This is a genomic window from Aromatoleum tolulyticum (assembly GCF_900156155.1).
GTDB lineage: Bacteria > Pseudomonadota > Gammaproteobacteria > Burkholderiales > Rhodocyclaceae > Aromatoleum > Aromatoleum tolulyticum.
This window is the reverse complement of the sequence record NZ_FTMD01000008.1, coordinates 19,090-39,096: the sequence shown is the minus strand read 5'-3', so window position 1 is coordinate 39,096 and position 20,007 is coordinate 19,090. Positions and strand designations below refer to the sequence as shown.

16 protein-coding genes are annotated in these 20,007 nt (G+C 63.1%); 4 read left to right on the top strand and 12 right to left on the bottom strand.

The features are described 5' to 3' along the window. Positions 1–4: 4 nt before the first annotated feature. From BW991_RS12970 to BW991_RS12960, 3 genes are read right to left on the bottom strand one after another with little or no spacing between them, the layout of a single operon-like run. A complete protein-coding gene (locus BW991_RS12970; protein WP_076602540.1) occupies positions 5–733 on the bottom strand; it encodes a hypothetical protein in 729 nt (242 codons plus the stop codon). Beyond that, on the bottom strand, positions 714–2,387 hold the full coding sequence (locus tag BW991_RS12965; RefSeq protein WP_076602539.1) for a GspE/PulE family protein: 1,674 nt from the start codon (positions 2,385–2,387) through the stop codon (positions 714–716). Before BW991_RS12965 ends, BW991_RS12970 begins: the two co-directional genes overlap by 20 nt. Continuing rightward, positions 2,384–3,559 carry a type II secretion system F family protein gene (locus tag BW991_RS12960; protein WP_076602538.1) on the bottom strand — a complete coding sequence of 392 codons (1,176 nt, stop codon included), beginning with the start codon at positions 3,557–3,559 and terminating at the stop codon, positions 2,384–2,386. Before BW991_RS12960 ends, BW991_RS12965 begins: the two co-directional genes overlap by 4 nt. A gap of 243 nt (positions 3,560–3,802) precedes the next feature. On the opposite strand from BW991_RS12960, the gene BW991_RS12955 reads away from it, so the two are divergent. Together BW991_RS12955 and BW991_RS12950 are read left to right on the top strand one after the other, a co-directional pair. After that, positions 3,803–4,570 carry a lytic transglycosylase domain-containing protein gene (locus BW991_RS12955; protein ID WP_084205077.1) on the top strand — a complete coding sequence of 256 codons (768 nt, stop codon included), beginning with the start codon at positions 3,803–3,805 and terminating at the stop codon, positions 4,568–4,570. Positions 4,571–4,798: 228 nt separating this feature from the next. Further along, complete coding sequence (locus tag BW991_RS12950) at positions 4,799–5,800, top strand: glycosyltransferase (RefSeq protein ID WP_139335933.1); 1,002 nt, start codon at positions 4,799–4,801, stop codon at positions 5,798–5,800. 183 nt (positions 5,801–5,983) lie between these two features. Here BW991_RS12950 and BW991_RS12945 read toward each other — a convergent pair whose 3' ends face one another. Then, a complete protein-coding gene (locus BW991_RS12945) occupies positions 5,984–7,630 on the bottom strand; it encodes a hypothetical protein (RefSeq protein ID WP_139335932.1) in 1,647 nt (548 codons plus the stop codon). Positions 7,631–8,250: 620 nt separating this feature from the next. Between BW991_RS12945 and BW991_RS12940 the strand changes: the two genes are divergently transcribed. Then, entirely contained in the window at positions 8,251–9,255 is a 1,005-nt protein-coding gene (locus tag BW991_RS12940) for a PEP-CTERM sorting domain-containing protein (RefSeq protein ID WP_084205076.1), read from the top strand. A gap of 71 nt (positions 9,256–9,326) precedes the next feature. On the opposite strand, the gene BW991_RS12935 is transcribed toward BW991_RS12940, so the two are convergent. From BW991_RS12935 to BW991_RS12915, 5 genes are all read right to left on the bottom strand, one after another. Beyond that, complete coding sequence (locus BW991_RS12935; RefSeq protein WP_076602534.1) at positions 9,327–9,998, bottom strand: DapH/DapD/GlmU-related protein; 672 nt, start codon at positions 9,996–9,998, stop codon at positions 9,327–9,329. Between the two features lie 38 nt (positions 9,999–10,036). Further along, positions 10,037–10,837 (bottom strand): SDR family NAD(P)-dependent oxidoreductase, encoded by an 801-nt coding sequence (locus tag BW991_RS12930; protein WP_076602533.1) that lies wholly within the window; start codon positions 10,835–10,837, stop codon positions 10,037–10,039. After that, positions 10,834–12,483 (bottom strand): GMC oxidoreductase, encoded by a 1,650-nt coding sequence (locus BW991_RS12925; RefSeq protein WP_076602532.1) that lies wholly within the window; start codon positions 12,481–12,483, stop codon positions 10,834–10,836. The genes BW991_RS12930 and BW991_RS12925 overlap by 4 nt, the downstream gene beginning before the upstream one ends. Positions 12,484–12,548: 65 nt before the next feature. Further along, positions 12,549–13,622, bottom strand: a complete 1,074-nt coding sequence (locus tag BW991_RS12920; RefSeq protein WP_076602531.1) for a nitroreductase family protein — start codon at positions 13,620–13,622, stop codon at positions 12,549–12,551. Next, complete coding sequence (locus BW991_RS12915; RefSeq protein WP_076602530.1) at positions 13,615–14,505, bottom strand: ThiF family adenylyltransferase; 891 nt, start codon at positions 14,503–14,505, stop codon at positions 13,615–13,617. The genes BW991_RS12920 and BW991_RS12915 overlap by 8 nt, the downstream gene beginning before the upstream one ends. Positions 14,506–14,743: 238 nt before the next feature. On the opposite strand from BW991_RS12915, the gene BW991_RS12910 reads away from it, so the two are divergent. Further along, positions 14,744–15,511, top strand: a complete 768-nt coding sequence (locus BW991_RS12910) for a PEP-CTERM/exosortase system-associated acyltransferase (protein WP_076602529.1) — start codon at positions 14,744–14,746, stop codon at positions 15,509–15,511. A 107-nt stretch (positions 15,512–15,618) separates the two neighbouring features. On the opposite strand, the gene BW991_RS12905 is transcribed toward BW991_RS12910, so the two are convergent. From BW991_RS12905 to BW991_RS12895, 3 genes are all read right to left on the bottom strand, one after another. After that, the gene (locus BW991_RS12905) at positions 15,619–17,511 is read right to left on the bottom strand and encodes a propionate--CoA ligase (protein ID WP_076602528.1); all 1,893 of its coding nucleotides are present in this window, start codon (positions 17,509–17,511) and stop codon (positions 15,619–15,621) included. A 139-nt stretch (positions 17,512–17,650) separates the two neighbouring features. Then, the gene (locus BW991_RS12900; protein ID WP_076602527.1) at positions 17,651–18,832 is read right to left on the bottom strand and encodes a GGDEF domain-containing response regulator; all 1,182 of its coding nucleotides are present in this window, start codon (positions 18,830–18,832) and stop codon (positions 17,651–17,653) included. 23 nt (positions 18,833–18,855) lie between these two features. Then, a complete protein-coding gene (locus BW991_RS12895; RefSeq protein WP_076602526.1) occupies positions 18,856–19,854 on the bottom strand; it encodes an oxidoreductase in 999 nt (332 codons plus the stop codon). Between the last annotated feature and the right edge of the window lie 153 nt (positions 19,855–20,007).

The following is a 20,007-nucleotide window of genomic DNA, read 5'->3' as shown; positions in this document are numbered from 1 at the left end:
CGTCTCATCCTTCCCACCCTTCGGCGTGCAGTGCAACCTTGCGCCATCCGGCAGGAACCCGCGGCCCCTCCCCGATGCAATACAGGACCCCGGCTTCGCCCGGAACGCCCGAGCGCAGCGACCGGGATTCCAGGTACAGGGCGAGGGACGCATCCCCGGCCGGACCCAGCGGCTGGCTGCGCAAGGACTGCCACTGTGCGTCGCGCCAGAATCCCAGCGTAACCCGCCCGTCACGCTGCACCGCCAGCGCGCCGAACGGGTTGTCCAGCTCGGGACGCACGCGGTTATAGGCGGCGACGAACTCGCCCGTCACACTACCAAAGCGCAGCCTGTGCTCCCGTCCCCACGCGGCCACCGCCTCGACGTGCGCCGCAGGTACGGCGCACGCGATCACGGGAAAATCTGTCGCTCCACGCTCGACGACGATGCGCCACTCGGGCGCCCCGACCCCGTGCACCTCCCTGAAACGGAGCGCAAGGAAGGCCTCGCACTCGGGCCCGCCACGCAGACCGGGCGGCCAGTGGACGATCAGATAGCGTACCACTGCATCGGCGAACACCACGTCCCAGCGCGACCCGCGCTGCACCCCGCCATCCGGTGCCGCAGCCAGCGCCGTCAAGGCAGCATCGGGCGCCCACTGGTAGCCCAGGCGTTTTTGCGTCGCGCCGCGCCCGACGCGGATCGCATCGTGCTCGATCAGCAGGCTGCGGACCTCAGCCGAGAAGCGTGACACGATTCACCTCCTGCAGCGTGGTTTCCCCGGCGGCGGCCACCGCAAGCGCCGCGTCTCGCAAACCGCGGAATCCGTTGCGCCGGGCGGCGTCCTTGACCGTCCGGATCGGGGCACGGGCAACGATCAGCTCGCGGATCTCGTCATCGAGCAGCAACACCTCGGCGACCGCGCGCCGTCCACGGTAACCCGTCCCGCGGCACTGACCGCAGCCATGTCCCGCGCGGAAGCGGAAACGGCTCGCATCGCCGATGCGCGAGCGCGCGATCAGCTGTGCGTCGGGCGGCACGTCCTCGGTGCAGTGCGGACAATTGATGCGCAGCAGGCGCTGGGCGACGATGCCGTTGAGCGCGGCGACGAGATTGAACGGATCGATCCCCATGTGCATGAAGCGCCCCATGACGTCGAAGACATTGTTCGCGTGCACGGTGGTGAACACGAGATGGCCGGTGAGTGCCGCCTGCACCGCGATTTCCGCCGTTTCACCGTCGCGGATCTCGCCGACCATGATCTTGTCCGGGTCGTGCCGCAGGATGGATCTCAAGCCGCGCGCGAAGGTCAGTCCCTTTTTCTCATTCACCGGGATCTGCAATACGCCGCTGAGCTGGTACTCGACCGGATCCTCGATCGTGACGATCTTGTCGAGCCCCTGGTTGGTCTCCGCGAGCGTCGCATACAGCGTGGTCGTCTTGCCCGAACCGGTCGGCCCGGTTACAAGCAGCATGCCGTAGGGTTCGCTCGCGAGGTGGCGTAGCGCGGCCCGGGCCTCGTCGTCGAACCCCAGCGTCTCGAGCGTCAGTCCGCTCATTTCGCGGCTCAGGTGCTCCTTGTCGAGGATCCGCAACACGGCATCCTCGCCGTGGATGCTGGGCATGATCGAGACACGGAAGTCGATCTCGCGCCCGCCCGAGCGGACCTTGAAACGCCCGTCCTGCGGTACCCGGCGCTCGGCGATGTCGAGTTCCGCCATCACCTTGATGCGCGAGATGACCTGCTCCGCGAACTCGTTGCCCTGCGCGCTGCCGACGCGCACCAGCACGCCGTCGAGGCGGTACTTGATGACCAGCCCGCCGGGTATCGACTCGAGGTGGATGTCGCTCGCGAGCTGCTTCAAGCCATCGTAGAGGGTCGAATTGACCAATTTGACGACGGGACTCGCATCGGCGCTGATGCGCTTGAGCGAAAGGTCCTCGACTCCGTCCCCCTCACCACCCTCCTCGCGCGACTCGATCATCCCGGCCGCCCGGCGGACCTCGTCCTCGTGCCGCGCCAGGCAGGCCGCAAGATCGTCGTGGTCCACAAGCACCAGCGCATAGGCTTCGCTGAGACGCCCCCCCAAACCGTCGAGCAGATCGGTGTCGAAGGGATCGGCGATCGCCACCAGCAATCCGCCGTCTTCGTCGCGCAGCGCCACGCATTCGCGGCTCAGGGCCATCTCGAACGGAATGGCGTCGAAGTCGGGCTCCAGCGTCATCAGGCGCCCGTGCCCCATCGACGCAAGCCCGAGGGTGCGGGCCAGCCGTGCGACGCGAACGACGGGATCCGCTTCCAGCTTCGCAAGTCCGTCGACGACACGCTCGCCGCCGGCGACCACCGTCGCCATCTCAGCTGCGGTAAAAGGGGCGGCAGCAGGCTCCACCGTCAACGATTCGCTCATCGAATGCTCTCTGCAAGCATGAATATCGGAATGTACATGAGCACGACGATCAGGCCGATTGCGCAACCGATCAGCAGCATCAGCAGCGGACCGAACAGGCGCGTCAACCACTCTACCTGCCGCGCCGTATCCTCTTCGTGAAATTCCGCCGCGCGTGTCAGCATTTCACCCAGATTCCCGGCATGTTCGCCGACCTCCAGCATGCGCAATGCAACAGGCGTCGTCAGGCCGCGTGCCGCCAGCATCGAGGAGAAACTGCGCCCCTCGCGAATCGCAACGATCGCGGCCGCCAGACTCGCCTGGAGCGACGGCGAGAGCAGCCCCGACACCATGCCCAGCGCCGTCACGACCGGGATACCTCCCGAAAGCAGCATGCCCACGGTCCTGTAGAAGCGTGCGAGCTGGAACACCCGCATGCGCTCGCCAACGAACGGCATCCGCCACATGTAGCGCCCGACCGTCGCCCACAACGCGGGGCTGCGTACCACCAAGACCCCCGCCCCCAGGATCGCCAACACGATCACCCCGAGGAATACGGCGTGGCCCTCGACGAACTGCCCCCATTCGAGCAGCAGGCGGGACATCCACGGCAGATTGGTGCCCACGTTCTGGTAAATGTGCGAGAAACGCGGCACGACGTAGCCGAGCAGGAACAGCACCACCAAGCCACCCACGCCAACGAGCAGCAAAGGGTAGATGGCCGCGCTGATCAGCTTGTCGCGCAGGCGCTCACCGTCCTCCTGGTAAGCGATGTATCGCGCGATGGCCCGCTCCAGATCGCTGGTACGCTCTGCCGCGCGAATCAGTGCGACATACAGGGTCGGGAAGACCTGCGGCGCCGACTCGAGCGCACTCGACAGGCTGCGCCCCTCTCGCAACGCATCGCGGAGCCCCTGCAGCACCGACCTGATCGCCGGCCAACGCTCCTTCTCGGCGAGAGCAGAGATCGCCTCGGCAAGCGGAATACCTGCTCGCAGTAAAGCCAACAGCTGCTGATTGAACAGCAGCAGCGGGAATCGGCTGCGACCTCGGCCACGCTCCAGCGCCTTGAGCGAAAGTACGGACAAGCCCCGTGCCTCGGCCAACGCACGGACATCCGCCTCGCACCCGGCCTCAAGCTCGGTTTCGACGACCGATGCGTTCGCCCCGAGCGCCCTGACACGATAACGCATGGATCACCAATGAATCGTTAGCTGCATGCCCAGCATCCTCACGACGCCAGCACTCCCCCGCAGGGACCACGCCCCGCGCGGCGCGTATCCCGGCTGCATGGATAGTCTCTACGGACTGGTCTGCACCAACATTAGCATAGAAAGCATCACGAAATTCCTACATACTGGGCTACGTTCGTGGCATCGCTCCTCATAGCGGTCCGAAAGGACAGCAGGCGGCACCGAAAGTCCGGATGAGGTCCCATGAAAAGACCAACGCCATCACCTAACGACCCCGCTCGATTGCCGCAAACGGCCGACTGCGCACGTCGCTCGGGAACCCGGGCCAATGGCCGCGCGGGATTCGTCGCGACCGCCCTCGTCATGCTCTGCAGCAACGGACCGTGCTGGGCGGACCGCCTCTACGGCTATGCCGACGACCGCGGAGTGTTCAACTTCAGCGACGCACCCAGCGACCCCCGCCATCGCCTGATCCTGGAAATACGGCCGCCACGCCCGGTGACTGGCAGCACCGCAGCGCGAGCGGCTGCAACCAGTCTGCGCCGCAGTCCCGGACAGCTATCGCCCCTGATACGCGACGCCGCGAGGCAGAACCGCCTCGATCCGGCACTGGTAGAAGCCGTCGCCTTCGTCGAGAGCCGCTTCGACGAACGGGCCCGTTCACCCAAGGGCGCACTCGGCCTGATGCAGTTGATGCCCGGCACCGCAACCCGCTTCGGCGTCAGCGATCCCCTCGATGCACGCCAGAACCTTGCGGGCGGCGCCCGCTATCTGCGCGAATTGCTGGACCGCTTCGATTCGCTCCCGCTCGCCATCGCCGCGTACAACGCCGGCGAGGGAGCGGTGGAACGGTACGGCAAGTCGATACCGCCGTATGCGGAAACGACCTCCTACGTTCCGAAAGTATTGGCTCATTACTCGATCATTCGTAACCGCCCCCCGGGAGCAGGGTACGGATGGAATGCCACCGAGCTGCCGCCTGACACACGCGCAAGAGCGCGCTGCTGCTAGCCCATGACAGACGATCGGCATAGTGCGGCAACAAGCCGCCGAAGGCGCATTCTCTTCATCGCAGAGGCCGCGACGCTGGCTCACGTCGCTCGCCCCTATGCGCTCGCGCGCGGCCTCGACGCAGCCAAATGGGACGTGGTTTTCGCCTGCGCCGACAGTTATTTACAGTTGTTTCCGCAGTGGCCCTGGCCAAGAGAACCGATTCACTCGCTCCCCCCCCGAACATTCATGAATCGCCTGGCCCGGGGAAATCGACTTTACTCCCTTGCCGAATTGAAACGATATGCGGCGGACGATCTCCGCCTGCTCGACCGGGTCCGCCCCGACGTCGTCGTCGGAGACTTCCGTCTCTCGCTCTCCGCAAGTGCCCGCATCGCCCGCGTACCCTATGTCGCGCTGACCAATGCCTACTGGAGCCCCTACGCGTTGCATCGGCGCGTCCCCACCCCCAGTCTTCCGATGACCCGCTACGTCGGCGTCCCGATCGCGTCGACACTGTTCGCCCTGGCACGCCCGGTTGCCTTCGCCTGGCACGCATTGCCGCTCAACCTTCTGCGCAAGGGGTTCGGCCTGCCGGTACTGGGACTCGATCTGCGCCGCGTGTATACCGATGCGGACATCACGCTCTATGCCGACGTCCCCGAGCTTGTTCCCACCTGTCAGTTGCCGCCGAATCACCGGTACATCGGCCCGGTGGAGTGGGCGCCTTGCATCCCTGTCCCCGAACTGCCCGTGAGCACCCCCGACCGCCCGCTGATATACGTCACCTTGGGCAGTTCAGGGACCGGCGGGCTGCTTCCGACAATTCTCGACGCACTGGCGACTGTGGAGTGCCACGTCGCCGTGGCTACGGCAGGCACGCCACTTCCGCATCTTCCGCACAACGTCACGGCGGCGGACTACCTTCCCGGCGACAGACTTTGCGAGTCGGCGAGTCTTGTCATCTGCAACGGAGGCAGCCCGACGAGTCATCAGGCACTCGCCCGCGGGGTGCCAGTGCTGGGTATACCCTTTAATCTGGACCAGCACCTGAACATGGAGCACGTAGCAGCATCGGGAGCGGGGTTGTCACTCCGCCCCGAGCATGCCTGCGTAGCGAATGTGCGCAGCTTCGCTGTACGCCTGCTGCGCGACCACGGCTACAAGGACAAAGCCGAACGGTTGAGCCGAATCTTTGGCACGTACGATCCGGCGAGGGAACTGGAACGCGCAATCGGTTCACTGCCCTGAACCGTCCCGCGCCCGATCATGCGCCCAAAAAGTCGAACGGATACGCGATCGGATGCATAGCGGGCTACGTACCGCGTCGTCCGGTTTCGCGCGAGCGATTTCCCCCCCCCCCAAAAAAAAGTGCGCCCGTTCGGGCGCACCATTTTTGCCAACTTCCACGGCGCAGCTTACCGCCACATCTGCTTACTTGACCACCTTGTGCAGCTGGATATTACCGCCGGTCAAGTATCCGCGGACGGCATACATCGCATCGGCTTCCTCACACGCGGCTTCGGTCGGGCAGATGAAGAACTGATACACGTCCGCACACGAGGCACCACTTTCAGCGAATCCACCATCACCCTCCAGGTACCTCGGATCAGGCGTCGCGAGCGGGAGGTTCAAGTCTGCTGCAAGGAAATCCTCACAGGCCTTCTTGTCCTGCTGTTTGGCGCCGTTTCCTGGCTCGCCCGTATCCACCATGTCAACCCGGAAGTAGTAGCGCGCATCGCTCACGTTGTCAGTGTCGATGTCGGTACCGCCGTTAGCCTCAAGATACGTCTTCGCCGTGCTACTGAGCGTCCTGAACGAACCGGTTCCCTCGAAATCGATCTGCTTGAAGCTGGCATTCGCCGCCGCAGGCTGAATCGCTCCCTCGTCCTTGCATACCACCGCATCGATACGGGTGTTTTGCGGCGCGCTATGCGTACCAGCCCGGAACACGAAATCGCCCGCCGGCCCCTGGACCTGATGATGCGTATGCTCGCCGAACGGCCCACCGTCGTTCGGATTGGCCGTCGGAGCACCGACCTGACCGCCGAACGTGTAGCAGTTGTCGTCGTTATGCGGGTTGCTCGAGCAGATTTCCCCGAACTTCTTCAGGTCGATGTTGCCGTTCCTGTCGTTGCCGCCATACGTGACGCGACAGGTTCCGGGGATTTCCTGACCCGGTTCAAACGACTGGTTCGAGTCCGCCTGCAGTTCGAAGTTGAGATCGTTCGTCGCATTGCCGTCCCGCGCTCCATGAGGCCCACCATTTGTCGTGCCGATGTTCGCCAGCACGTTCGGCGCAGGACCCACAAACTCATTGGTATTGGGATCGAGATCTGCTGCATCGCCGACGAACCGTGCAGACGGATTGATCTGCCGATAAGGCGTAACGGTCGACGTATTGAAGAAGACCTTGAGGTTCGCCAACTGCGTCGGCGTCAAACCCGGGAAGTAGTCCTCGTCGGCGGTGACGATCACACCGGATAGCTGGGTGCTGCCGACGCCGGTAATCGTGGAAATGCCCGGATAATTATTGATACCGAAGAGATCGAGCGCCTGTATCGGCGCCCCGCCGGCGTAGTTGCCGATCGAACTGGTCACCACACCATAAAGAATACGCTTGCCGTTGTTGTAGTTTGTGCCGGCGAGCGCATTGTGGTCCGGAGTGCTGACCCACATCTCGAAGAAGTTCGGCAATGACGATCCGGCTGCAAACTCGAAGCCGGCCGGCCCGGCACCCGGTGCCGCCGGAGCCGTGACGTTCTCGGCAAACCCGGCGACGAAGGTGACCTCGATCCCGGACGGAAGAGAGATCGCAACGCCATCCTGATTGATGACCTTCGCGAGTTTGGCATGTGCCAACAGGTGCACCACGTCGCCGGCCGTCAAACCTCCCGACGGATTCCCTCCGACGGCAAGCGCACTGTTCTGCGTCCAGTCGAATGCCAGAACCGAAATCGGCAGCTTCGTCCCAGGACCATCCGGGTCGAAACTTATCGCCTCGGCGGCAAAGACCGGCAACGCTAGCGACGACACAGCCAGCGCGAGCGCGGTCCGGACAAAACACTTTCTGGGTTTCATGATGGCCTCCCGAACGCGGTTAAATTTGAAAACCCCCCTTGGTCGCGAACGCAAGGGCTCCTAAGCCCCAAGGGACACACTGATACAAGCACGAAACACACCACACAACAACTATGCGCATAAAATCATATACTTACCAAAACCAGGAGCCGCCAGAACGAATCACGCCGGGGAAAAATGTAAAAAATTCCGAACAAGCTCAGGCGCTCTGTCGCAGACATAAGTCACACCTATCCGCTCACAACAATCGCCTATCCGTGTTGCGATTCACACTCAACGCAAGCTTTCTAGCAACTGGGTAATTTCACCAAATTCGTCCTGAACGACCTGAAATTGAAACATCCGCCAGCCAACCGACTATCTAAGGAAGCGGCAGGCGGCCGATTCACATCGAAGCGGACCAAGTCGAGATCTCCGCACTCGTCTTACGAACGTGTCGGGAATTTTTACAACCCACCTTGAGCACCCCGATCCGATATCGCCCGTTTTTTCTTAACCACATGTTTTTTCAACACATATGAGCACCTGGCACAGCTCCTGCTAAAAGAGCTCAGGAGCGTCGTGGCGTCATCAGCTTCGATACCGTTGATCCACCTTGGCGGCACACTGGGAGAACGATCATGTGGGTGAAAAAATTAGTGGCAGCAGCTGTGCTCAGTGCGGCAGCGGGTCTTGCGCAGGCACAGGCCACGAGCTTCAGCTTCGACCCGAGCGGGTCCGGAACCGCAATAACTACCGAAGCGATGTCGCTCGACTGGGTACAGGGCAATGCACTGGCAATCACAGGGAATCCGGCCGGCGGCCTTGTCGATGGCCAGGAAATTACACTCCTGTATCAGGCCAACCTCGCGGACGTAAACAACGAAAATGGGGACTCGTTGTTCAGCAACGGGGACGGCGGATTCTTCTTTACCGCGGTCGCAGGTTTCAAAGAAGTCGTTCAGGTCGATGAGACCGACGGATCGCTGTCATTCGCAATGGCCGCAGATCAATCCAGCAGCTTCTTCTATATCTATGCGACGACATCCTCCGGCAACAACCTCGACGGCACGGGTTTCGCGACTGGCGCGGGTGGCGACGGCATCATCGGCACGGGAGACGACAACATCATCCTGGCCGGGTCATTGCTCTCGATCTCTGGCTCGAATTTCAGTGCGCCACTGGTGGACACCAACGGCGACGGCATCCCTGATGCCCCTGCGACCGCTAATTTCGACAACTTTGGCACCAATGACTACCCGGGCATCACGACGATCGTCGGAACCGGCTCAACCGACCTCTCGTGGCTGATCACCTTTGTCGATTCCAATTACTTCACCGACATGAACCTGCTGAACATGATCATCACCACCGCGATCAACTCCTCGCTGATCACACCGTTCCAGCAGATCAACCCGTCCGCGGAGTTCTCGATCGACGGCCTTGCCGATGGCGGTACGCTGGCCAACATCGGTACCTGCAACGGCTGCCTGCAGGGTGCAGAAGACTTGAACTTCCAGTTCCAGGCTGACGCGAACAGTTCGTTCGAGCGTCAGGCGGTACCGGAGCCGGGCAGCCTGGCATTGATCGGCATCGCCCTCGGCGCACTGGGCTTCATGCGCCGCCGCGCGCACACCGCCGCTTGAGAGGACGCGATCAGCGTTAGTTACCGCATCGCCAGCAGCCGACTCCGTAGGGGGGGAACTTCGTTCCCCCCCTACTTTTTTGCCTCAACGCGAATCGGACGTGCAGGAATTCCGCCCCAGCGCTCGCCGCGACGGATATGAGTACCTTTCTTGACGACCGCGCTCACCGCAACGATGGCATCGTCTTCGATGACAACCCCTGGCTGCACGACTGCTTTGGCACCGATTGTCACGTTGTTTCCGATCGTGATCGGTGCAAGTGCCAGGTCAGCACCCTCGACGGCATGGGCAAACAATACGGCGTCGTGTCCGATGATGCAGTTGTCACCGACCACTGTGAGCGGCGGATCGAGGATGACGCCTGCACTGTAGCTATTCTTCCCGAGCTTCGCACCAAGTGCGAGGTAAATCGCCCGCATGAGCGGCACCGGTATCGCCAGGCTGCGCGTAAGCGACTGGAACAACACGAGATAGAAGAGCAGATACACATGATATCGAAACTCCTCGCGCGAGCCCGGCACGACATACCCTTCACGAAGGGGAAAAAACAGCAGGAATGTGCGGTTGAGTGCAATTGCCCAGGCATAGATGAAGACGACACCTGCCGTGAACAGCACCACGCCACGAAAATCCCCGAGCGGCAAGCGCCCGAGAAGGAGCACCGTCGAGGCAATGCCGAGGGCGCAGGCGACCGAAAGCAGGACGAGAAAACACAACGTCTGGGCGAGCGAAATCTTGCGCATCAGAGCCTCCGGGAGAGTGCAGCGGGATGTCGGAAGCCTCAGGACCGCCCGGCGGGCGGCCGGAACATCTTTTCGACTTCGCCAATGACAAATCTGGGCGAAAACAAGCCCGCGAACAGGCGTTGTTTGAACGTCCCTCGCGCATTCAAGGCGACAGGCGTCTCCCGTTCGAGCGCCAAGAGTGAATCGCGCACGACTTCGGCGGGAATTCCCCGAGACGTGATGGCGCTCGGATAGGCACCGGCAACCTGATCGAACTCGCTTTCGGTCGCCCCCGGCACGAGGGTCTGAACGAGAATACCGCGACTGCTCAGTTCGCCAAACAAGGCGAGGCTGAAGTTCATCACGAACGCCTTCGATGCGGCATAGACAGCCATATATGGCACCGGCTGATAGGCTGCGGCGGAAGCGACATTGACGACGGCACTAGGCGCAGCCCGTTCCAGATCGGGAAGAAATACGCGCGTGAGTCCCACAAGACTGCAGACGTTCGCGTGCAGCATCGCCTGATAGTTCGCCGACGAGGAATCCTCGAATCGCCCCCAATGCCCGAAGGCGGCATTATTCACCAGCAGCCTGATGCCTATGCCCGCGTCGTTCACCCGTGCACGGATCAAATCGGGCGCTTCCGGCGTACCGAGATCCTGCACGATCACGACCGTGCGAATCCCGGAGTCTCGTTCAAGCTCCCTTGCGATATCGTCGAGCCGCGTCTTGCGCCGGGCAACCAGAATCAGGTTCACCCCCCGGGACGCGAGCTGAACACAATACTCGTGACCAATCCCCGACGATGCCCCAGTAACGAGCGCCCATTGGCCGCGCAGGTCGTCAAGCTTCATGCCGCCACCTTCGCCGCAGGCCTGCCCAGCAGGTGGTCTGCCACGCGCAAAGCATTGGCCGCTATCGTCAGTGCAGGATTGGTCCCGGCGCTGGAAGGAAAGAATGATGCATCCACGATATACAGGTTCCTCAGCTCATGGCACCGATTGTTCGCATCCAGCACGCTCGACCGGGGATCGTCACCAAACCGGCATGTGCCGCATGCGTGCGCGATTCTTTCATTATTCTCTGCCTGCTTGATAAGCAGATAACGCCACGGTGCTAACAGCGCCTTCATGCGAGACCGCATTGCGGCAATCCGTCGAGCCTCCGGCTTGCGTACGGTATATCTGATCGACACTGTCACAGGGGCGGCTCCGCTCGCCACGGATGGCGGGAGTACGCAGTTGTCCGGGTAGGGCAAGTCCTCGATCATCGTCGCAAGGATCGTTGCACGCGAGAAGATCCGATCCAGAACGGGTCGAACCACGGGCTTCACGACGCCAAAAGCCGCCGCGACAAAGGGGTGAACCGCATGGCGCAGGTCGCGCTGGAGATCATCCGCGATCATTGCGCCAGGAGGCAATTCGCCGAAAGACTGGACGGTGCCGAGCTTGCCCGTGTCCGTCTGGTAGAGATCGTTGAAGCCGAACTCCTTCGCGTTTCCGCCAGGCGCAGGTCTGGCACGCGGAAAAACCGCGTAGAGATCGATAAAATGCCGCATCAGGTTCTTACCGACGAGGCCCGAGCCGTTGCCCACTCCGTTCGGCCATGCTGCGGACTGCGACCGCAACAACAAGGACGGGGTCGACAGCGCACCGGCGGCCAGCACGACGACGCGCCCCGCGACCCGGAACTCCCGGCCACCGCGGGAGCAGACGAGGCCGGTCACCCGCTCGCGGTCCGCCTCCACTCTCACCACTTCACACTCATCCAGCAGATGCGCCCCATGACGCACGACAGCGGGCTCCAGACAGACTCGGGCGCTGTCGTTCTTGCAGTTGGCGCCACAGAGAAACCCTTGGCACCCCCTGCAGCCGGGGACGAATTCACAGGCGAGCGGCAATTGATAAGGATGCAGTCCCTGCCGGGCAAGACCGTCGGCAAGTTCGCGCGCAGCAGCCGACATCGGTGGAGATACCCCAACCCGCTCTCGAGGAGCCTCCCCCCGCAAGGGGTCGCCGCCTCCCCTCACTCGATACAAGCGCTCGGCAACTTCGTAGTAAGGCAAGAGATCTGCGTAGCCTATCGGCCACCGACCGGGAAGCGACGCCCCTATGGCCTCCGGATACTGCCCACCAGGCTCAAAATCGGCGGGAAAGAAGCGTTCGAGAACCATTCCGTACAAGGCGCTTGATCCGCCGGTACCCGCCCCGATGAACGGAACGAACTGCTTCGCCCTATCACCCGACAAATCGTTGATTACGCGAGGATAGCGCCCCCCCGAAAGCAATCGCTCGGAAACCGGCAGGGTCGACGCCACCGCGGACATCTCGGGATACCCGCCGCGCAGCGTCTTGAGGTCCGTCAGCGACGACTTCCCCATCTCGCAGAACAGCACGCTCCAACCCGCTGCCGCCAGTGCATGGCCGAGCGTAGCTCCCCCGGGCCCGGTACCGACGATCACGGCATCCCATTCACGACTGCTTGCAGCCGTCTCGTTCATTCGCAGTCTCTCCTCGGCGGATGCACTCGTACGCAGACAGCTTAGCCAATTGCCATTCCGTGACCTCAGACCTGCATCAGGTCCTGGAGGTCCTTGCGAAGCGATCGAGACCGCGGAGCGGGTCCGAAGCCGAGCCGGCAAAAAAATGCAAACGGAGCTTGTATGTCAGCCCCGACGATCGAATCAAAACGTCCCGCAAGCGACGCCACAGCACGATTCATTCCCGGGCTAGCAGACACCGGCTTCCCGGACTGGGCATACCACCGAAAGATCACCGGCGTCATCTGTGGCTGAAGGTACAGACCGAGGTCCGCGACCGTCAGCCACAGGCGCTGCATCGCAACCCCTGCCGCGACGCAATCGCCGAGCGACTTTGGCGATCTAAGCGGGCGCAACAGCACATGCGCCGAACACGCCATCGCCGGCAAGAAATCCAGTTGGATGCGCGGCGCGACGGTACCGAGCAGGTAACGGTTGAAGAACTCCACGCGCCCCCAACTCTGCATCACCCATCGCATCAGTCCGGCAGTCAGAGGATCGACGCCCACGGCCTCCTCGGGAATACGATCCTTGCTGAAGCGCGCGCCCCACTCGATGATTTTTTTGTGCACAGCGTAGGCTTCCGGGCAGGTCAGGCGGACCTGCGCGTTGCCCCACAGGAGCTTTGCGACCGCAAATCGCTCCGCAAACGACTCGAAAAACTGCACCTGAAACCCATGACCAGGCGCCCCGGCGAGGCGCTCGCGCTGCGCGTCCGTGAGCGGCGTAGTGCGCATCGGCCGGCGCTGGACGACCCGTGTCTTGATATGCGGCAACAGCGGGTCAGGCGCGAGCCCGGGCGCCTCCTGCAGCTTGACGTCGTAGATCGGCGCCGTGTCGGGGCATCCGGGACGGATCGTCCATCGTGCCTCCAGTCCGAATCCCGTCGCAGCGATCCGTAGCGTCTCGAGCAGAGCCCCGTGCGCCATGTGGCTCGGATGGCCATCAAAGTCGTACAGGCACCAGTCGCGCGTATCGAAGCCGTGGATTGCGATGTGGTCGTCCGAAACGATCTCGAATCGCCACGGCTGGGTGTTGTCCCCGCTCGGCGCCCAACGGGCGAGGTCGAGAATCTTCAGCAGCGTTTCACGCTCAGCCACCGTTCGCCCCCTGATCGCGCATCCGGCGCAACTGCTTGCGGGCAATCCACAGTCCCAGTCGCTGCAGCGGGTTCCGATTGCCGCCCGGGCGCCAGGTGCGGACCATCCGGTTCCTGTACGAGTCGAACTGGTAGCCCCATGGCGCGGCAAGGACCCTGCCCCGTCCGAGGAGGATCTTCAGCGACTCCGCAGCGGTGGCGCCGGCGCACAACTGGCACGCGATGATGGTAGAGGGGCCGCGCCGCTCGGCGAGATTCACCCGCGAAGGATCGGCGAGGTATGAGCGCTGGAGCATACCGGGCGACAGCCCCAGCAGGAAACGGATCGACATCTCCTCCTCGTCGCATCCGTCGAGGCAGAAATAGTCCTCAAAGCTCATCTGCCCGGGCAGGAACACCAGCACGGCGGTCCCCATCCCGAGTGGCGCCGCGGTCACGGCGGGAATTCCCAGGCGGTGGCATGCCGCAAAGGTCGCCCGCCGAATGCCGAAGGAAAAAAAATCCAGGCCGTCGACGTACAGATCCACATCCTTGAGGAACTCATCGAGATTGGCATCCGACAAACCGGCGGCGAAGCGACGGACATCGAGTTCGGGGTTGATATCGAGCGCCATCTCCGCCAGTACATCGACCTTCGGCCGCCCGACCGAGGACATCATCGCGCCGGCCTGGCGATTGAAGTTGACGAGATCAAAGGTGTCGAAGTCGGCGACGTTGAACGCCCCGATGCCGAGCCGGGCAAGAGTCAGCAGATGAACACCGCCGACCCCGCCCATCCCGGCGATCGCGATGCGCTTGCCACGCAATACGGACTGCTCGTCAGTGGTCACCCAACCGATATTGCGAGCGAACGCGGCATCGTAATCAAATAATGTACCTACCATACACCCTCTCCGTACTCGTCATTCATCATAGTGAATTCGCACGGTGAGAGAAACCGCGAAAAAGACCTATCTGCGGACCTGCTCGCGGATTTTTCCACACCCCGCGTACGCGCAAGTTGGACTATGATTACGCGGTGAGAGTCACTGCACCGAAGTGCTGCAGGGGACGCTCATTGCCCGCATCCTGACGTCGCCCGGTAATCCGGTCACGTTACCGTCCCCCGACAAGGAGATCGCGTTGCTCCTGTTCGACCGATTCAATCTCGGCCACGGATTCAGGAAGTACTTCGAGATCCATCCGGCAACCGACGACGCGCTGCGCGACTCGGTGTATCGCATTCGGCACGAGGTGTATTGCGAGGAACTCGGCTTCGAGCCGGTGCGTCCGGATCGTCGTGAAACCGACGAGTACGATGTACACAGTGTGCATTGCCTTTTGCGCACCAGCACCGAGCCGTCGAGGCCGGTTGGCTGCACGCGCGTCGTGCTCGCGCGACCCGACGATCCCGATTTCCCGCTTCCGTTCGAGCGCACGTGCGCTGCGACACTGGACCGCTCGATCGTCGATCCGGCCCGCCTGCCGCGCGACACGATCGCCGAGGTTTCCCGCTTGGCGGTACGGTCGAGCTATCGCCGCCGCCGCGGCGAATCACCGGCCGACGCACCCATCCACGACGAGGACTTCGGCACCACGATCCATCCGCGCTTCCCGTACATTCCCATCGGCCTGTACCTGGGCGCAATCGCTCTTGCCGAGCGCGCCGGAATCGAAACCCTATTCATCCTCACCGAACCGCGTCTGGCCTCGCATTTTGCGAAGCTCGGCGTCGATGTCCGCCAGATCGGCGGACCTGTCGAACATCGGGGCATCCGTATTCCGTCGATGATGGACGTTCAAGGCATCATCAAGGGCATGCGTTTTCTGCTCAAACCGATGTGGCGGACGATTCACGACGAGATCGAAGCCGCCTACGAAGGAGTGGCCCAGGCGGGACGCCCGACCTGAAGAAGCCCTGTGCCGAGGTGGCACCCGCCGTCACGGAAAGGTCCTTCCCCTGACTGCGTGCAAAAAAAACGCGCCTCGCGGCGCGTTTTTTCTCACAAAGCCCGGACTCAACCCGCCAGAGCGACCTTGATCTGATCCAGCGTGCTCGGATCGTCAATGGTCGTCAGGTCGCCAGCGTCACGGCCTTCCGCCAGCGCCTGGATGGAGCGGCGCAGCATCTTGCCGGAACGCGTCTTCGGCAGGCCCGAGATGAAATGCACGCGGGCCGGACGGGCGATCGCACCGAGGAGGTTGTCGACGGTCTTCATGACCTCCTTCTCGAGCGCGGCACGCTTCTCGGCATTATCGACGCGCGAGGCGTCCTTGACCACCGCAAAGGCCATCGGCATCTGGCCCTTGAGCTGGTCGGCCACACCGACGACGGCGACCTCGGCGATCGCCGAATGGGCCTGGATGGCTTCCTCGATCTCGCGGGTGCCGAGACGATGACCAGCGACGTTGATCACGTCGTCCATGCGCCCGAGGATGGTGTGATAGCCGTCGGCGTCCTTGATACCCCAGTCGGACGACGAGAAGATCACCGGATCCTTGAACAACGTGAAGTAGGTGCTGACGAAACGGTCGTCTTGCCCCCACACGGTCGACAGGCAACCCGGCGGCAACGGCGGCACGACACCGACGATGCCCTTCTCATCGGCCCCGCACTCGGTCCCGTCTTCGCGGAAGATGCGCAGGTCGTAGCCATATACGGGGAAGCTCGGCGAGCCGTACTTGATCGGCGTCTTCTCGATGCCGCGGATCGCCGAGAGCATCGGCCAGCCCGTCTCGGTCTGCCAGTAATTGTCGATGACCGGAATGCCCAGCTCGTCCATGATCCACTTGTGCGTGGTTTCGTCGAGCGGCTCGCCGGCGAGGAACAGGTGCTTGAGCGAGGACAGGTCGTACTTCTTGAGGAAGGCCGGATCCTGTTTTTTCAGCACGCGTACGGCGGTCGGTGCCGAGAACATCACCGTGACCTTGTACTTTTCGACGATCTGCCACCAGATGCCGGCATCCGGGCGCAGCGGCGTGCCTTCGTACATGATCGTGGCCATGCCGGCGAGCAGCGGGCCGTAGATGATGTAGCTGTGGCCGACGACCCAGCCGATGTCGGAGGTCGAGAACATCGTCTCGCCCGCATCGCCGGTGAAGATGTGCTTCATCGACGCGGCGAGTGCGACGGCATAGCCGCCGGTGTCGCGCTGGACGCCCTTCGGCTTGCCGGTCGTACCGGACGTGTAAAGGATGTAGCTCGGCTCGGACGACTCCAGCCAGATCACCGGAACCTTCGCGTCCATGTGCCTGGCGCGCAGTTCGCCGTAGTCGACATCGCGGCCGGCAACCTTCGGGAAGCCCTTGTCCAGGCCGCGATCGACGATCAGGACCTTCTGCGGCGGGAACTCGGCCAGCTTGCAGGCCTCGTCGACGAGGTGCTTGTACGGCACCGGCTTGCCGTTGCGCATGCCGGCGTCGGAGCTCACCATCAGCACCGGCTTGGCGTCGTCGATGCGGGTCGCCAGCGAACCGGCGGCAAAGCCGCCGAACACCACCGAGTGGATCGCGCCGATGCGCGCGCAGGCGAGCATCGCGAACGCCGCTTCGGCGATCATCGGCATGTAGATCAGTACGCGATCGCCCTTCTTGACGCCGAGGTCCTGGTAGATCGCCGCCATGCGCTCGACTTCGCGCTGCAGTTCGGCGAACGAATAGACCTTCTCTTCGTCGGTTTCGGTCGAAATGTAGACCAGCGCGCGGTCGTTCGGACGGATCGCGGCATGGCGGTCTACGGCATTGAAACAAAGGTTGGTTTCCCCCCCCTTGAACCACTTCACGAACGGCGGATTGGAAAAATCGCAGATCTGCTCTGCGGGCTTGTTCCAGTCGATGAGCCCGGCCTGCTCGGCCCAGAACTCGTCGCGCTTTTCGATGGAACGGCGGTGGAACTCCTTGTACGCGGTCATAAGCTTCCTCTCCCTACTTTGATCCCTGCACTTCTTGCTTTAGATATGCGTTCCGGCACCGCCGGCCCCTTTCCTCCAAGGGACAGCGGCGCCACCTTTCACAGCTTTGTTGTTATTGATTTTTTCCCGGGGCAGCTGCTCAAGCCTTCTGCGTGCCTTGCGTGCCGGCCCCAGAGGCGGAATTGTAGTTACTAAGGCGGTCCAGCGGAATCCCGCAACCGAGGCGGGCCTCGATCAGCTGCAGCAGCGGCATCAACGCGGCGACCGCTGCCGGCAGCTGCGCGTCGATCTCCGCAGCGTCTCCGGCGCGGATCTGGCCGAGCAGCTGGTCGATGCTCACGACCTGCCTGAGCAGCCGATCGACGGACTCCTGGGTGACCTCGCCCTGGTCGCCCACCACACGGTTTCCGCCTGCCTGCCGTCCCGCCTGGGCACGCTTCACGGCCATGCCGATCAGCTCGCTGACGCTTTGCGCCTCGTCGACGGACGAGCTTGCAACGCCTATCGTCACGCTGATGCGGATGCGATCCTCGCGGTAGGTCATCACCAGCTTTTCCATCGCCTGCTGCATGCGCAAGGCGAAGGCGCAGACACCCCCGAGATCGGTACTGGGCGACAACACGACGAACTGCGAGGGCGCGATCTGGGTGACGGTGTCCTCCTTGCGCACGCGCGTCGCGAGGATGCCCGACAGCTTGCGCCCGACGAGCTGGGCGACGTGGGCGCCGTAGGTCGTGATCAGCTGGTCGTAGCGATCGATCTCGACGAGCATCGCGCTGAGGTCAGCCTGATGCCGGCGGGCCAGTGCCAGCTCCTGCTCCCCGCGCCAGTTCATGTACGACTCGGTGACGAGTCCCGACACGGGGTCGACCGGGCTCTGCTTGGCCAGTGCAGCCCTGCTCTCCTCCAGTTCGCGCCGCGTCTGGGCAAGACGCGTCAGGGAGTCGAGGCGCGCCAGAAGCTCGGTCGCACCGATGCCCTTGGTGATGAAATCGTTGGCCCCCAGTTGGCGCGCGCGTTCGCGCACCGCATCGTCTTCCTCGCCGGAAATGACGATCACCGGGAGCTCCTGGACACGCGACAGCTTGGAGGACCGGATGCGTTGGAGCAGCCCGTAACCGTCGAGCTGGGGCATCCCGATGTCGCTGAGGACGAGTTGGATCGACGGGTCTACGAGCAATGCCTGCCAGCCGGCTTCGCCGTCGGCCTCCTCGCGGAATTCGAAGCGCCCGCGGATAAGTTTGACGATGGAGGCCCGCACCATGCGCGAGTCGTCGACGATCAGCACCTTGGGTAGCGGCTGATTTTCCTGTTCGCTCATGGCCGGAATCTCCCCTTGCCGCTTCAGGCGCCGATCCGCACGACCGTACGCCCCTTGATCGCGCCCTTGATATACGCGTCGAAGGCGTCCGGCAGCTCGTCGAGCGCGATGGTGCGCGTCACGGCTGCAAGATGGCGCGGCTTAAGGTCGGTCGCGAGACGATCCCACACACGCTGACGGATGGGGAAGCCGATGTAGCCCGAGTCGATGCCGAGCAGGCTCACGCCGCGCAGGATGAAGGGGAACACCGTCGTATTCAGGTTGAAGCTCGCCGCATTGCCGATGCTCGCGACGGTGCCGGCCTGCTTCATCGTCGCCAGCACCCAGTGCAGGATCTGCCCGCCGACATTATCGACCGCGCCAGCCCACTGGGCGCCTTCGAGCGGACGCACCTTGTCGAGGTCGATCGTGCTGCGCAGTTTCACTTCCGCCGCGCCGAGCATCTTCAGATAGTCGCTTTCGACTTCCTTCCCCGTGAGCGCGACGACGTGGTAGCCGAGCCGCGCAAGCATGTCGATGGCGAGGCCGCCTACGCCGCCGGTGGCGCCGGTCACGATGACCGGCCCGTTGGCCGGAGCAAGGCCGTTGTCCTCCATGCGCACGATGCCCAGTGCCGCCGTAAACCCGGCGGTGCCCAGCGCCATCGACTCGAACAGGTCCAGGCCCCGCGGCAGGGGCACGACCCAGCCCGCCGGCACGCGGGCGTATTCGGCATACCCGCCGTGATGCGCCACGCCGATGTCGAAACTGGTGGCGATGACCTTATCGCCGGGTTTGAAGCGTGCATCGGCGCTCTCGACGACCTCGCCGCTCATGTCGATGCCGCCGACGCAAGGGAAGCGGCGGATGATCTTGCCGGCACCGGTCGCGGCGAGGGCATCCTTGTAGTTGATGCTGGAGTAATGGACGCGGATCAGGACTTCGCCTGCATCCAGATTCGCCGCGTCGAGGGTTGCCATCCCGCTGACGATCTTCTTGTTCTCGTCCTGATCGATCAGAAAAGCCTTGAAGGGTGTATTCACTTGCGCTCTACTCCTCTCTCGTCGGGACGCGACACCGTGCCGCGCTTTTTGCGCCGATTATAGCCAAATAGCCGCACGCCACCCCGGCAAATGGCATCCGCTCTTCATTTCGCCCGCTCGGCTGCCGATAATTCCGACATCAGCCTGGACCCG

Coding starts and splice junctions, on each gene's coding strand:
- BW991_RS12965 (WP_076602539.1), bottom strand. CDS start 2,387: ATGAGCGAATCGTTGACGGTGGAGCCTGCTGCCGCCCCTTTTACCGCA.
- BW991_RS12960 (WP_076602538.1), bottom strand. CDS start 3,559: ATGCGTTATCGTGTCAGGGCGCTCGGGGCGAACGCATCGGTCGTCGAA.
- BW991_RS12955 (WP_084205077.1), top strand. CDS start 3,803: ATGAAAAGACCAACGCCATCACCTAACGACCCCGCTCGATTGCCGCAA.
- BW991_RS12950 (WP_139335933.1), top strand. CDS start 4,799: ATGAATCGCCTGGCCCGGGGAAATCGACTTTACTCCCTTGCCGAATTG.
- BW991_RS12945 (WP_139335932.1), bottom strand. CDS start 7,630: ATGAAACCCAGAAAGTGTTTTGTCCGGACCGCGCTCGCGCTGGCTGTG.
- BW991_RS12940 (WP_084205076.1), top strand. CDS start 8,251: ATGTGGGTGAAAAAATTAGTGGCAGCAGCTGTGCTCAGTGCGGCAGCG.
- BW991_RS12935 (WP_076602534.1), bottom strand. CDS start 9,998: ATGCGCAAGATTTCGCTCGCCCAGACGTTGTGTTTTCTCGTCCTGCTT.
- BW991_RS12930 (WP_076602533.1), bottom strand. CDS start 10,837: ATGAAGCTTGACGACCTGCGCGGCCAATGGGCGCTCGTTACTGGGGCA.
- BW991_RS12925 (WP_076602532.1), bottom strand. CDS start 12,483: ATGAACGAGACGGCTGCAAGCAGTCGTGAATGGGATGCCGTGATCGTC.
- BW991_RS12915 (WP_076602530.1), bottom strand. CDS start 14,505: ATGGTAGGTACATTATTTGATTACGATGCCGCGTTCGCTCGCAATATC.
- BW991_RS12905 (WP_076602528.1), bottom strand. CDS start 17,511: ATGACCGCGTACAAGGAGTTCCACCGCCGTTCCATCGAAAAGCGCGAC.
- BW991_RS12900 (WP_076602527.1), bottom strand. CDS start 18,832: ATGAGCGAACAGGAAAATCAGCCGCTACCCAAGGTGCTGATCGTCGAC.